The sequence below is a fragment of the Campylobacter concisus genome (genome assembly GCF_003048375.1).
In the GTDB taxonomy this organism is placed as follows: Bacteria; Campylobacterota; Campylobacteria; order Campylobacterales; family Campylobacteraceae; genus Campylobacter_A; species Campylobacter_A concisus_T.
Genome location: NZ_CP021642.1, coordinates 1,465,916 through 1,479,910 on the forward strand (window position 1 = coordinate 1,465,916; position 13,995 = coordinate 1,479,910).

14 protein-coding genes are annotated in these 13,995 nt (G+C 42.0%); 10 read left to right on the top strand and 4 right to left on the bottom strand.

The genetic code is table 11. The annotated features are described in order from the left end of the window. The first annotated feature begins 103 nt into the window (after positions 1 to 103). Genes mobB through CCS77_RS07305 form a run of 5 tightly spaced genes read left to right on the top strand, consistent with a single transcriptional unit; the run spans position 104 to position 4,592 of the window. Positions 104 to 583 carry a molybdopterin-guanine dinucleotide biosynthesis protein B gene (mobB, locus tag CCS77_RS07285; RefSeq protein ID WP_021092954.1) on the top strand — a complete coding sequence of 160 codons (480 nt, stop codon included), beginning with the start codon at positions 104 to 106 and terminating at the stop codon, positions 581 to 583. Continuing rightward, the gene (locus CCS77_RS07290; protein ID WP_002940090.1) at positions 583 to 1,446 is read left to right on the top strand and encodes a class 1 fructose-bisphosphatase; all 864 of its coding nucleotides are present in this window, start codon (positions 583 to 585) and stop codon (positions 1,444 to 1,446) included. The genes mobB and CCS77_RS07290 overlap by 1 nt, the downstream gene beginning before the upstream one ends. Further along, positions 1,446 to 1,664, top strand: coding sequence for a hypothetical protein (locus tag CCS77_RS07295; protein ID WP_002940116.1), 219 nt, complete (start codon positions 1,446 to 1,448; stop codon positions 1,662 to 1,664). Before CCS77_RS07290 ends, CCS77_RS07295 begins: the two co-directional genes overlap by 1 nt. Positions 1,665 to 1,679: 15 nt before the next feature. Further along, on the top strand, positions 1,680 to 3,614 hold the full coding sequence (gene metG / locus CCS77_RS07300; RefSeq protein ID WP_107917003.1) for a methionine--tRNA ligase: 1,935 nt from the start codon (positions 1,680 to 1,682) through the stop codon (positions 3,612 to 3,614). Further along, a complete protein-coding gene (locus CCS77_RS07305) occupies positions 3,615 to 4,592 on the top strand; it encodes a hypothetical protein (protein WP_009294591.1) in 978 nt (325 codons plus the stop codon). It begins immediately after the preceding gene. A 33-nt stretch (positions 4,593 to 4,625) separates the two neighbouring features. Here the strand turns inward: CCS77_RS07305 and hcp are convergent, their stop codons facing one another. Next, positions 4,626 to 5,954, bottom strand: a complete 1,329-nt coding sequence (hcp, locus tag CCS77_RS07310) for a hydroxylamine reductase (protein WP_021087657.1) — start codon at positions 5,952 to 5,954, stop codon at positions 4,626 to 4,628. A gap of 219 nt (positions 5,955 to 6,173) precedes the next feature. Between hcp and CCS77_RS07315 the strand changes: the two genes are divergently transcribed. Then, a complete protein-coding gene (locus CCS77_RS07315; protein WP_107917004.1) occupies positions 6,174 to 6,818 on the top strand; it encodes a flagellar biosynthesis protein in 645 nt (214 codons plus the stop codon). A 56-nt stretch (positions 6,819 to 6,874) separates the two neighbouring features. Here CCS77_RS07315 and queC read toward each other — a convergent pair whose 3' ends face one another. Further along, the gene (gene queC, locus CCS77_RS07320; protein WP_107917005.1) at positions 6,875 to 7,573 is read right to left on the bottom strand and encodes a 7-cyano-7-deazaguanine synthase QueC; all 699 of its coding nucleotides are present in this window, start codon (positions 7,571 to 7,573) and stop codon (positions 6,875 to 6,877) included. Positions 7,574 to 7,597: 24 nt separating this feature from the next. Here queC and ybeY point away from each other — a divergent pair, with 24 nt between their 5' ends. Then, positions 7,598 to 8,035: an rRNA maturation RNase YbeY gene (gene ybeY, locus CCS77_RS07325; protein WP_103645697.1), complete on the top strand. Its 438-nt coding sequence runs from the start codon at positions 7,598 to 7,600 to the stop codon at positions 8,033 to 8,035. Between the two features lie 13 nt (positions 8,036 to 8,048). On the opposite strand, the gene CCS77_RS07330 is transcribed toward ybeY, so the two are convergent. Together CCS77_RS07330 and CCS77_RS07335 are read right to left on the bottom strand one after the other, a co-directional pair. Then, positions 8,049 to 8,591, bottom strand: coding sequence for a DUF1523 family protein (locus CCS77_RS07330; RefSeq protein ID WP_107917006.1), 543 nt, complete (start codon positions 8,589 to 8,591; stop codon positions 8,049 to 8,051). Positions 8,592 to 8,662: 71 nt separating this feature from the next. After that, positions 8,663 to 10,894, bottom strand: coding sequence for a nitric-oxide reductase large subunit (locus CCS77_RS07335; protein WP_107917007.1), 2,232 nt, complete (start codon positions 10,892 to 10,894; stop codon positions 8,663 to 8,665). Positions 10,895 to 11,112: 218 nt separating this feature from the next. Between CCS77_RS07335 and CCS77_RS07340 the strand changes: the two genes are divergently transcribed. From CCS77_RS07340 to CCS77_RS07350, 3 genes are read left to right on the top strand one after another with little or no spacing between them, the layout of a single operon-like run. After that, positions 11,113 to 12,168: an ABC transporter substrate-binding protein gene (locus CCS77_RS07340; RefSeq protein WP_107917008.1), complete on the top strand. Its 1,056-nt coding sequence runs from the start codon at positions 11,113 to 11,115 to the stop codon at positions 12,166 to 12,168. Between the two features lie 3 nt (positions 12,169 to 12,171). After that, positions 12,172 to 13,179 (top strand): FecCD family ABC transporter permease, encoded by a 1,008-nt coding sequence (locus CCS77_RS07345; protein WP_002940127.1) that lies wholly within the window; start codon positions 12,172 to 12,174, stop codon positions 13,177 to 13,179. Continuing rightward, entirely contained in the window at positions 13,179 to 13,952 is a 774-nt protein-coding gene (locus tag CCS77_RS07350; RefSeq protein ID WP_012001386.1) for an ABC transporter ATP-binding protein, read from the top strand. Before CCS77_RS07345 ends, CCS77_RS07350 begins: the two co-directional genes overlap by 1 nt. Positions 13,953 to 13,995: the final 43 nt, after the last annotated feature.

Sequence of the window (13,995 nt, forward strand, 5' to 3'; positions counted from 1 at the left end):
TAAATTTTCTCGCATTTTAGCATTTTATTTTTTAAATTTCACTCATAAATTTTAAAGCCAATATGAGCTATAATCGCAAGAAATTTTAACGAAAAAGGCTCTTATGAAAAGACTTGCCATTGCTTTTTCTGGCCCTTCAAACAGCGGAAAAACGACGCTTATCTTAAAAGTAGCAAAAAAATTTATAGATGATGGGCTAAAGGTCGTTGTAGTCAAGCACGACCCAGGCGACAAGGCCAAATTTGACGTTGAAGGCAAGGATAGCTTTAAATTTTCTCAGGCAGGAGCCGACGTAGTCGTGATGAGTCCGACTAGAACGACTTACTTTTCGCAAAGCTCGCAAGGCATAGACGAGGTCATAAGGATGATCGGCGAGTTTGACATGCTCTTAGTCGAGGGGCTAAAGACACTGCCACTGCCAAGACTAAGCGTCTTTAGAGGTGAGATTGATGAAGCATATCTTAGCTTTTCAGACGCGATCGCCACTTATAAAAAGCAGATCCCATACGAGATCACAAATCTAAATTTAGACGATATAGACGCCATTTGTGCGTGGATAATCAAAAATGCAAAGGCTGTATAATGCAAGAACTAAACCAAATTTTTAACACCATTAAAGATATCGCAAAAGAGATAAGCGAGGTCATAAAATACGCCGATCTTGGCTACACAACTCACGAAAACGCAACTGGCGACACCCAGCTAAAGCTTGACGTCAAAAGTGACGAGATCATCACAGCTAAATTTAAGCAGCTTTCATGCGTAAAAGCGCTAATTAGCGAAGAGAAAGAGGATGAGCTTGAGATAAATAAAAATGCTAAATTTATCATCGCTTACGATCCGCTTGATGGCTCAAGCTTAGTTGATGTAAATTTCGCCGTTGGCTCGATCTTTGGCATCTACGAAGACGAGGTAAAACCAGAAAATTTAATAGCCGCAGCTTACAGCATCTATGGTCCAAGGCTTGAGCTAGTAATTGCTGAGAAAAAGGGCGCTTTGCCTAAATTTTATAGGCTTGGCAAAGATGGCGAGTTTAAATTTGTAAAAGAGCTTGAGCTAAAAGAAAAAGGCAAGCTAAACGCCACTGGAGCTACGCAAAAAGGCTGGAGCCAAACGCATAGAAACTTCATAAACGAGCTATTTAACGAGGGCTACAGGCTAAGATACTCAGGTGCGATGGTGAGCGATTTGCATCAAATTTTACTAAAAGGCGGCGGTCTTTTTAGTTACCCAGCAACGAGCGATCATCCAAATGGCAAGCTAAGGGTTGTCTTTGAGGTGCTCCCTTTTGCCTTTATATATGAAAACGCAAAGGGCGCAACCTCAAACGGCAAAAACCAAACACTCTTTGATATAAAAATAGAAAAAATTCACCAAACTACGCCATGCTTCTTTGGCTCACGTGATGAAATTTCTCTTTTGCATAAATTTTACGAGCAAAAATAATGCAAGAAGCACAAGCAAACGAGCCACTTGACGCATTTGAACTAGCCCTAAAACAAAAGGCTAAAATCATGCAAGAGTGCCAAGAGCAAAAAGGTCGCAAAAGCTGTTTTAACTGCGAGGCATTTTTTGACTGCGAGACGAGGATAGAGTATGTAAATAGCTGCTACAACTCGATGTCAAAAGGCAACACCGGCAGTGACGGCGGATTTGATTTTTAAATTTAAAGGAAAAATATGAAAGAAAAAGCTTATATAACTACTCCGATATACTATGTAAATGACGTACCACACATCGGCCACGCCTACACGACTATCATCGCTGACACACTAGCTAGATTTAACCGCTTGCAAGGCAAAGATACCTACTTCATGACTGGCACAGACGAGCATGGTCAAAAGATCGAGCAGGCAGCTCGCGCTAGAGGCAAGACGCCAAAAGAGTACGCAGACGAGATCAGTGCGAAATTTAGATCGCTTTGGGATGAATTTGAGATAAGCTACGACCACTTCATAAGGACAACCGACGAAGAGCACAAGCAAACCGTGCAAAATGTCTTTGAAAAGATGCAAGCAAACGGCGATATCTACAAGGGCGAATACGAGGGCTTTTACTGCGTTAGCTGTGAGACATTTTTCAACCAAAGAGACCTGCTTGAAGACAACCGCTGTCCAGACTGCGGCCGCGTGACATCTTTGGTTAAAGAAGAGAGCTACTTTTTTAAGCTTTCAAAATACGAAGACGCACTTTTAAAATGGTATGAAAACGACGAGCTTTGCGTCATCCCAAAGGGCAAGAAAAATGAGGTCGTAAGCTTTGTAAAAGGCGGATTAAAAGACCTCTCTGTGACAAGAACGAGCTTTGACTGGGGCATAAAGCTACCAAAGAGCGCAAACGACGACAAGCACGTTATGTACGTCTGGCTTGACGCGCTCATAAACTACTTAACAACACTAGGATACTCAAGAGATAACGCTAGAATGGACTTTTGGCCGCATACGACACACATCGTTGGCAAGGACATTTTGCGCTTTCATGCGGTTTATTGGCCGGCATTTTTGATGAGCCTTGGCTTGCCACTACCAAAACACGTCGCAGCGCACGGCTGGTGGACGATAGATGGCGAAAAGATGAGCAAAAGCAAGGGCAACGTCATAAACCCAAGAGAGGTCGCAAACGCTTATGGACTTGAAAATTTCAGATACTTTTTGCTTAGAGAGGTGCCGTTTGGACAAGATGGTGACTACAGCCAAAAAGCCTTGATCGAGCGCATAAACTCAGAGCTTGGCAACGGACTTGGCAACTTGCTAAGCCGCATAGTAGGCATGAGCGCAAAGTATAGCGACTACAAGATCGACTCAAAAGATGTGATCAAATTTCACAAAGCCGAGCTTGATGAGGCGAAGGGCTATCTTGATGAGGCAATTAAAAATTTAGAAAATTTAGCGACAAACCGCTATTTAGAGGATATTTGGAAGGTTATAACGCTTGCAAACGCGGCCGTTGCGAAGTATGAGCCATGGTCGCTCGTAAAAGCTGGCAAAAGTGACGAGGCAAACGCACTTGTGGCACTTTGCGCAAATTTACTTGCAAAAGTGGCGATACTACTTAGCCCAGCTATGCCAAAAACTTGCGCCAAGATAGCTGATACGCTTGGATTTAGCATAGATACAGCTTCTTACGAAGGTCTTGTATTAAAAAATGAAATTTCAAATTTTGTGGCAAAAGCTACAGAGCCACTCTTTCCAAGGATAGAAAAAGAGCTAATGGGCGAGGCTAGCAAGCCAAAAGAAGAAGCAAAAGTAGAGGCAAAAGCTGAGCCAAAAGAGGAGAAAAAAGAAGAAGGTATCATTAGCATCGATGACTTTGCCAAAATAGTGATAAAAGTAGGAGAAGTGCTCGAGTGCGAGAGAGTTGAGGGCAGTGAGAAGCTGCTTAAATTTAAGATAGATCTTGGCGAGGAGCAGCCACGTCAAATTTTATCAGGCATCGCCAAATACTACGAGCCTAGCTCGCTTGTGGGCAAGCAAGTTTGCGTTTTAGCAAATTTAAAAGAGCGAACGATGATGAAAAAATATGTCTCACAAGGCATGATCCTAAGCGCATCAGACGGCTCGCTAACGCTTCTTGGCACGCAGGGCAAGGTCAAAAATGGCGCGATCGTTGGCTAAATGACGATAGAAAATTTAACCCACATAATAAATGGGCAAATTTTAAACAACCCAAGCATCTCAAGCGTGACTAGCTTCGCGTTTGAGGCTAAAAATATAAAACGAGGCTACGCTCTCATCGCCACGCAAAGCGATCAGATCGCACCTGCGATAAAGCAAGGCGCCTACGCTATCATCAGCGAAGAGGAGATCACGCCAAGCGACGATGAGATAGCCTTTATCAAGGTAGCAAGCCTGCAAACGGCTATCATCAAGCTAATGCGCTTTGAGGCGATCCACAAAAATATCAAATTTTGCGCGGTCAATCCCTTCATAAAAGCGCTTTTAGAGAAGTCGCACCTTGAAAAAAATGCCCACGTCATACCTGAAAATTTAACCGAGCTTTTTTACAAAATTTTCCATGCAAATTTGTTTGACACATTTTTTAGCGACGATACAAGGATACTTCAAAGGCTCTCGCTACTTTACGAGACAGCATGGACTGACACAAACATAAGCGTGCTAAATCCAAGCTCGATCTTTTTTACAACGCTCATTTACGATGACAAATACTATCAAAATTTATCCATCCCTAGAGTTTTTGCTGGGATGTTTTGCGGACTTCTTGGCTATCTTAAGAAAAACAATATCGGCTTTAAAGTGACAGAGAGCAGGATTTCATCGCACTTTGACCCAGTATTTATCGACAAAGACTTTAAACCAGTTGGTTTTGGTAGCAGTTTTAGAGCGGTGATAGCTGAAGAAGACGAGGAGCTATTTTTGACTGAAAGTATATTTCTAAGGCGAAATTTCAGCGAAAGCGAGCTTAAATTTTGCCTGCCAAAAGATAGCACGCTAAAGGTTGAAAACGCTATTTTTTATGAAAATTTAGACGAGATAAAGAAGCTACAAAATTTCGTCTACGCCCTTGTGCTTTGCAAAAAAGAAGAACTACTTGATAGCTTAAGTCAAAGCAAAGAGCAAGGCGGACTCTTTTAAATTTAGAGCCAGAGCCTAAGCCCTGGCAGTTTTTTACTCACCTAAGAAGTATTTTAGATCAGCTTGCGCGTCGCCGCTAATTGGTCTAACGTTAAATTTATCCACTAAGAAATTTATGATCTCTTCATTGAAAAATTTAGGCAAGCTTGGTCCTACGTTGATGTTTTTGATACCAAGGCTAAATAGCGCTAGCAAGATGATGACCGCTTTTTGCTCCATCCACATTAACACGATAGAAACTGGTAGGTCATTTACTGCGATACCTGTTGCCTCGCTTAGTGCAAGAGCAATCTTAACTGCGCCGTTACTGTCGTTGCACTGGCCAAGGTCGATGTAGCGTGGTAGCTCGGTGCCTGGGACGTTGCCAAAGTCGATGTCGTTAAATCTAAATTTACCGCAGCTTGAAGTAAGTATCACGCAGTCTTTTGGAAGGCTAGCAGCTAGCTCTCTATAGTACTCACGTCCCTTGCCAGGCGCGTCACAGCCAGCGATCACGAAAAATCTGCGGATCTTACCAGTGTTTATCGCGTCTAAAATTTGAGGGGCTAAAGTTAGGATAGTTTTGTAGTGACCGCCAGTTACTAGGCTCTCGTCGCTATCAAAGCCACTAACGTCGCCACAGGCTAGTGCGCACTCGATAAGTGGTGTGAAGTCGTCGTTTTCGATGTGTTTTACGCCGTTTGTGCCTGCGATCGAGTAGCCAAATAGCCTGTCAGCGTATGTGCAGTTTGAGCGTAGTGGCACGATGCAGTTTGTTGTCATTAGTATCGCACCTTTAAATTCGTTAAATAGCTTGGTTTGGTCAAACCACGCCTTGCCGACGTTGCCTTTTAGGTGGCTATACTTGCGTAGTTCTGGGTATCCGTGAGCTGGAAGCATCTCTGAGTGAGTGTAGATGTTGATGCCTTTATCTTTTGTCGCCTCAAGTAGCGCTTTTAGAGCGTGCAAGTTGTGTCCGCTTACTAAGATCGCCTTGCCCTCGACCTTGTTTTGGCTCACTCTAACTGGTGTTGGGATGCCAAATTTAGCCGTATGAGCCTCGCTTAGCAGGTTCATCACCTCAACGCCAGCACCGCCTACTTCAAGAAGTTGTTTGATGTGCTCATCGAAGTTGAAATTTGAGTTTGTAAGCGTGAAATAAAGCGTATCAGCCATAACGCGATCAACATTGCTAGTATCAGCGCCAAGCTCGTGTGCGTGATGGCGGTATGCGCTAAGGCCTTTTAAGCCAAAAACCATCGTATCTTGCAAAAGCGCTAGCGTGTCGCTCTTGCCACAGGTGCCCATAGGCTGGCCCTTTGCACCGCATCCGTCCTCAGCGCTCATCTCGCACTGATGGCAAAACATCTTCATATCTTTCATCTTTTCTCCTTGTGAATTTAAAAATTTAAGCGGATTTTATCCTAGGTGGCTAGCCATTTTGGTTGATAGCAGTCAAGGAAAGTTAAATTTAAATTTTAGTTGTTAAGTTTAAGATTTTATGATTATGGATATCAAAATATAAATTTGAAATTTACCACAAAGACTTAATAAAATTTACAAAAAAACGATTTACATTTAAATTTTATTTAAAGGATGAAAATGAAAAATTTATTACTGGCGATATTTGCCGTCTTTATGCTTTGTGGCTGCGCTCCAAAGGGGATATTTGTGAGTTTGCCAGACGAGCAAGCGCCTTCAAGCATTAGCAAAAAGACAAAAATTTACATCGACAGCGTCAAGGATGTGAGAGCCTTTGAAAACGACCCAAAACAAGCAAGCACCCCATCTTTATACAAGCACAATGTAAATGAAGTTAGCGCAAAAGAGAAGCAAAAATACATCGGCAGGACGAGAAATGGCTATGGCAAAGGGCTGTGGAACGTCATTTTAGAAAATAAGCAAAGGACAACTAGCGTAGTAAGGGCGCGTATCGAGGACGCCTTTAGAAGTAATGGCTACCAAGTCATAAAAAATGAAAGCGAAGTAGATAAGGATACGATAAGCGTCAATGCAAAGATAGAAAAACTTTGGACTTACTTAACGCTTGGTGCGGTAAAAGTCGGTCTAAATGCCGATATAAGCACCACTTTAAGCGTAAACAACAAGGAGCTAAGCACGGTCGTAAAACGCAAAGAAGAGTATCTTTTAGTAAATCAAAATGACTATGCAAATATCATCAAAAGCTCTTTGGCTGAGTACAAAGAGAAGCTTGCAAAACAGATAAGCGAGCTAAATTTAGAGTAAATTTTAGGCTAGCTACTAAATTTATAGTGGCTAGCTTTTAAATTTCAAGGCAAATTTCACTTTTTATAAGGGATTTTATCAACGGCGTTTGCTTTTTTAAAGCCATTTAGCCTTAGCCTACAACTATCACAAAGCCCGCACGCCTCATCCTCGCTCTCGTAGCAGCTCCATGTGAGCTCTATTGGTGAGCCAAGCTCAAGCGACTTTGAGACGATATCAGCCTTGCTTAAATTTACAAGCGGCGTGATGATCTCACAAGAAAACTCAGCCGACGTGCCTAAATTTATCGCCTCATTTATGCTTTTTATAAAGCTCTCTTTGCAGTCAGGATACCCAGAACTATCCTCCTCGACCACGCCTATGTAGATCGCCTGCGCCCCCTCTTTTTCAGCAAGTGCTGCGGCGATTGAGATAAATACGCCATTTCTAAACGGTACGTAGGTGTTTGGCACGTCCTTGCTAACGCCATCTTTTCTTATCTGCAGGCTCTTATCAGTTAGCGAATTTCCGCCTATTTGAGCGATGAAGCTAACGTCTAAATTTATCTTTTTAACCACGCCCAGTCGCTCACAGATCTCGTCAAACGCGCGCTTTTCACGCTTCATAGTTCTTTGGTTATAGTCAAAATGAAGTGCGACCACATCATATCCAGCCCTCTTTGCCATCACAGCGCAAAGCGTGCTATCCATGCCGCCGCTCATTATACAAACTGCTTTTTTCATATTTTGCCCTTTAAATTTGCTAAAATTATACAAAAATTTACTAAGGACAAGCCAAAAATGATACTTTGCGAAGAGAGTTATCCAGAAATTTTAGATCAAATTTGCTCATATCTAACGCCTGGAGAAGTTGAGCTTCTATTTATCAACAAAGATGAGATGAGAGAGCTAAACAGATCTGAGCGTGGCATAGATAAAACCACTGACGTCTTAAGCTTCCCCCTTGAGCTTGTCATACACGCCCCACTTGGCTCAATCGTCATAAACAAAGATATGGTAAAAGAAAAAGCTGCCGAGCTAAATCACAGCGAAGAGGCCGAAACTGCACTACTTTTTACACATGGCTTGCTACATATCTTGGGATATGATCACGAAAAAGATGATGGGCAGATGAGGGAGAAAGAGTGCGAAGTGATAGCTAAATTTGACCTGCCAAAGAGCCTAATCGTAAGAAGCGAGGACGTTAGGCTCATTGATCTTATAAACAAAAAGGGCTGATAAAGCCCCTACATTATTTTGTCTCTAAATTTTCAACTTTTGGCGCAAAAGCCTTGTTTATCTTTCTTATCCAGATAACAAGCGAGATAAATAAGATGAAGTAAAGGACGTAGCTAGCGATAGGCCAGCTGGTACTTGTGCCGCTATCTTTTATCGAGATCGCGTTTCTAAACTCATTTAGCATAGAAATTCTATATCCATAGTATTTGATAGTGACGTTTTTATCGCTATTTGTAAAGCCTTGCGCCTTGGCTTGGATGTCGGCTGAGTTAAATTTAAAATAAAATGGAAAACCCCACGCCGTATCTTCGTTTCTATAAGCCATAACTTTTTCAGCGTTTTTCGCATCTTTTGTGTAGATGAAGTAGACATCTCTTACAGGGCCGTCGGCTGGGTTTTTAGCGTCTATTATGCCATCTTTATCCATGCGTTTTACGTCGCCGCCAGTTATCTGCACGCTTGCGTAGTGCGGAAATGAAAAATCAACCAAAAACGCCAAAAATAGGTGCAAAAGCACAACAAATGTAACGCAAATTCTTTTTATAAATGTGATCATTTCTATCCTTTAAATTTGCACTATTTTATGAAAAGATAGCTTAAATAAAGGGGCAAAGCGCCCCCATAAATTTAAGCCTTTTTATTAAGCATAAATTTTAAAAGCTGAGCAAAGAAGCAGATGCCGCCGATTATTAAAATCGTATCGCCAAGCATCCTTAACCATCTTAAATTTTGCAAGTGCGACTGCTGTAAAAGCTCAGCACTTCTTGCATACCACATGCCCTGCTCCAAGCTTGCAAATGCTTGATAAATTCCTATTGGAAGTAGTGAAAGCACGATCATTAGCATAAGTCCTGCATTTAGTCCCCAAAAGCCAACTTTCATCAGATTTTCATCAAATTCTTGCCCTTTAAATAAATAAGTAGCCACAAGCCAAACAAAGCCAAGTGCCAAAAATCCATAAACACCAAATAGTGCCGCGTGTCCGTGAACTGGCGTTGTATTTAGTCCTTGGATGTAAAATAGTGAAATCGGAGGATTTATTAAAAATCCAAAGACACCAGCACCTAGCATATTCCAAAAGGCAACTGCGATGAAGCAGTAAAGTGGCCACTTAAGCGTTTTAGCCCAGCTTTGAGCAAACTGGAGTTTGTAGTGTTCATACGCCTCAGCTCCAAGCAAGACCAAAGGCACGACCTCAAGCGCTGAAAAGCTTGCACCAACAGCCATTATAGGCGTTGTAGTGCCTGCAAAGTAGAGGTGATGGAAGGTGCCTGGGATCCCACCTATCATAAAGAGTGACGCACTTGCAAGCGTTGAAAATGTCGCAAATCTTTTTGAGACAAGACCCAAAGAAACAAAGACAAAGGCAAGTGAGGCTGTCGCAAATACCTCAAAAAAGCCCTCAACCCAAAGGTGTACAACCCACCAGCGCCAGTACTCCATCACTGGAAGCGGACTTCTTTGACCATAAAATAGCCCTGCTCCGTAAAATAATCCAACTGCAACCGCTGACATAGCAAAGATAGCAAGTAAATTTTTATCGCCTTTGTTTTTAAAGCCGCCTGCAAATCCACGAAGAAGCAGAAGCATCCAAATGACAAGACCGACAAACAAAATAATCTGCCAAACGCGTCCAAGATCGATGTATTCATATCCTTGATGTCCAAGCCAGAAGCTTAAATTTATAGGCATGATGTTTGCAATAGCTAGATACTCACCCACAAAACTGCCAACTACAAGGATAAGTAGCGCATAAAATAGCAGATCGACGCCAAGCTTTTGAAATTTTGGATCCTTGCCACCATTTATGATCGGAGCTAAAAATAGTCCAGCCGCTAAAAATCCAGTCGCTATCCAAAATATGCTAGCTTGTATATGCCACGTTCTAGCAAGCGAATAAGGGATGTAGGCTGATAAATTTATGCCATAAAATTCTTGTCCTTCGACTGTGTAGTGAGCTGTAAAGCCGCCTATTAAAATTTGAAATACAAATAGCGCTAGCGTGACGAAAAGATACTTTTTAAGCGCCTTTTGTGACGGAGTTAAATTTAGCTTTTTAAGCGGATCTTCGCTAATTGGCTCAAGCTTTTCATCATCTTTTTTGCCGTAAAACGAGCTAAACCAAACAAGAAGTCCAACGCCAGTTAGAAGTATCACGACACTTGCTATCGACCAAAAAATATTTTCGCTTGTTGGCACGTTATCGATTAGTGGTTCGTGCGGCCAGTTGTTTGTGTAAGTTGCCTCGCTGCCAGGTCTGTTTGTAGCTGTTGCCCAGGCTGACCAAAAGAAGAAGTTGTTTAGATTAGCTCTGTCGCTTGCACCTGGGAGCGTGTTTTCTTTCATCGCATAAGCTTCTCTTAAAGATTTAAACTTAGGATCATCTCCAAAAAGTGCAGCATACTCGCTAGCTACTTGACTTATCGCCTTTAGCCTATCGGCGCTTAGCATAAATTTATCGTCCTTTACGCTATTTTCTCTATACTCTTTTTTAAGCAAAACCTTTAAATTTGCCTTTTGCTCGGCGTTCAGATCAGCGTATTTTAGATGATAAATTTCATCAGCTTTGATCTCTAAAAAGGCAACTAGCTCTTTGTGAAGCCAGTCCGCACTCCAATCAGGCGCTTGATATGCCCCGTGCCCCCAAACAGAGCCAACTTGCATACCGCCTATGCTTTGCCAAGCCTCTTGACCTTTATAGATACTCTCTTTATCGATCACGACCTTGCCATTTTCGTCAGTGAAATTTACAACTGGAGGCGAATTTCTATAAACCTCAACGCCGTAGTAGCCTAAAATACTAAAGCAAACTACCAGCACAGCAACAAGTGCGAGCCAGTATCTTTTGTATTCACGCATCAATTCTCCTTTTTTAAAATTTAGGAGAAAGTTTATCTCATTTCAAAATAGTGACTAATGATATATGTCAATAAAAAGAGAATATTTATCCTATTAGCTTTATATGAATTTACAAAATATGCAATTTTTTCACAATGAACATGCAAATTTTACATAATATTAATGTAAATAGCAGTAACATATCAATCAAACTATTTCACACGAAAAAAGGAAAAAATATGCAAATGAATTTCATGCACAAAGTGGCTAAAATAGGCCTTGTTGCTTCACTTTTTACAGCTCTTAGCCTAAGCGCTGCTGAGTCTGCTAGAAGCATAACCGATATGCAAGGCGTAAAAGTAAGCGTCCCAGAAAAGGTTGAGAAGATCGCAGCACTGTGGAATGCAAACAACGAGATCATCCTAGCACTTGGCGGTATGGATAAGGTTGTAGCCACAACTGATCTGATCAAAAACAACAAGTGGTTTGAGCACATCTATCCAAGACTTAAAAATTTACCAGCTGCACTAAACGGCAAAGACCTTCAGATCGAAGAGCTTGTTAAACTTGCACCTGACGTTATCATAGTGTATAACAAAAATTTTCAAGATGAACTTATCAAAAATGGCTTTAGCGCGGTAAATTTGATCTTTAGAGACTATCCAGATATGGAGAAAAGCATCTACGCAACAGCTGAAGTCATAGGGACTGATGATGCTAGAAAAAAAGCTGAAAAACTTGCTAATAAAATCCACGATAACTCTGAGTTTGTAACAGCAAGAACAAAAAGCATCCCTGACGCTAAACGTCCAAAAGTACTTCACCTTCTTGGTGGTGCAAATTTGCTAAAAGTTGATGGTACAAACACCATCCAAAACACTTGGATCAAGCTAGGTGGCGGTGTAAATGCTATCAATACTGAGGGTTCAATGATCGAAATTAGCGCTGAAGAGATCATCAATGCAAATCCTGATATCATCATCGTTGGCGGTAATGACACAGACGCACAGATCAAAAAGATAAAAGAGCACCCTGCATTCTCTGGTTCAAACGCTGTTAAAAACGGCAAAATTTACGGCAACCCAAAAGGTGTATTTAGCTGGGATAGATATGGTGCTGAAAACGTACTTCAAATTTTATGGGCAGCAAAAACTATCCAACCAGATCTATTTAAAGATGTCGATATGAAAGTAAAAACAAAAGAGTTTTATAAAGAGTTTTTAGGTCACGAGCTTACCGACACAGAGTATGACTATATCTTAAAAGGCCTAAATCCAGATGGTAGCAGTAAGTAAGATATGAAAAACGCAAATTTTTCAATAGTTGTTATCTTTTTAGCTCTACTAACGCTTGTTTGCGCCTTTGTCGCACTGGGCGTTGGTAGATTTTACATACCATTTAACGACGTCTTTAGCGTGCTAGCTCACGGCTTTGGCTACGGCGAGGGTGCAGCTAGCAACATCACAAACGTGATAGAAAATTTACGCATCCCACGTATCATCGCAGCCATCCTTGTTGGAGCTGCTCTTAGCGTGAGTGGTGCAGCCTATCAAGGCGTCTTTAAAAACCAGCTAGTAAGCCCTGATCTTCTTGGCGTCTCGGCTGGTGCTTGCGTGGGAGCTGCAACTGCCATTATCTTTGATCTATCGCTATTTTGGATACAAATTTTTGCATTTGGCTTTGGCCTAGCAGCCGTTGCTATCACTCTAGCCATACCTAAGATGATGGGGCGCGCGAGCACGCTTATGCTGGTTCTTTCTGGTATCATCGTAAGCGGTCTTATGGGCTCAATAATCGGCTTTTTAAAATATGTCGCAGACCCTGAGACAAAGCTACCTGACATTGTTTATTGGCAGCTTGGTAGCCTTGCTAAGCTTGATAGCGATAACTTAATATACGTAGCTCCAGTGATGATCATCTGCGCCATTTTGCTAATAGCCATGAGCTGGCGTATAAATTTGCTCTCTCTTGGCGACGAGAGTGCAGCAAGACTAGGCGTAAATGTGGCTTTTGAGCGCGCTGTCATCATCATCTGCGCTACGCTTCTTACAGCCTGCAGCGTCTGCATAAGCGGCATAGTCGCTTGGGTGGGACTTCTCATGCCTCACTTAGCGCGTATGTTAGTTGGCGCAAATAACATAAAAAGCATGCCTGCAAGCATATTTATGGGTGCGATATTTTTGCTATTTGTTGATACCTTAGCGCGCAGCATAAGCGTGAGCGAAGTGCCTCTTGGCGTACTTACTGGCTTTATCGGCACGGTATTTTTCGTCTGGGTTTTATGGCGAAACAAAAAGGTTGCATGATGCTTGAAGTTAGAAATTTAAACTTTAGCTACCCAAATGGGGCTGGCAAACTAGAAAATGTAAATTTAAAGATAGGCGCAGGTGAGATTTTAACCATTCTTGGTCGAAATGGAGCTGGCAAATCAACAACTTTAGGCTTGATAAGCGGCTCACTAAAGCCAGTTTCAGGCGAGATCTTTCTTGATGGCAAAAACGTAGATAGCCTAAGCAACAAAGAGCGCGCTAAGATCATGGCGTACGTGGCTCAAAGCGAAGTTACAGAGTATGACTACACCGGACTTGAGTTTATCACAATGGGTCGCGCGGCGCACCTTGGCATCTTTGCAAGACCTAGCAAAGAGGACGAAGAGATCGCTAGAATTTACACTAAAAAGCTTGAGATCGAGTATCTTGAAGATCGCTTTATCACGCAGATGAGTGGCGGTCAAAAGCAGATGTGTATGATCGCTCGTGCGATGGCTGCGCAGCCAAAGATGATTATATTTGACGAGCCAACGAGCGCGCTTGATTTTGGCAACCAGTATAAATTCCTACGCACCGTCAAATGGCTAAAAGAGCTTGGCTACTCGGTCGTTCTAACCACTCACAATCCCGACTTTGCCGTGCTTCTTGGCGGATATGTCGCTCTTGTAAAGGGTGATGGCGAGGTTGGATTTGGCACGGTTGATGAGATCATTAGAAGTGAGAATTTAAGCAAGCTTTACGGACTAAATTTAAACGTAAGCTACATCGACGAAGTAAAAAGAAACTGCTGCCTCACCTATCCACTCTAAATTTATCTGCTCTTAAATTTTTAAGAGCAGATAGTCGTTTTAT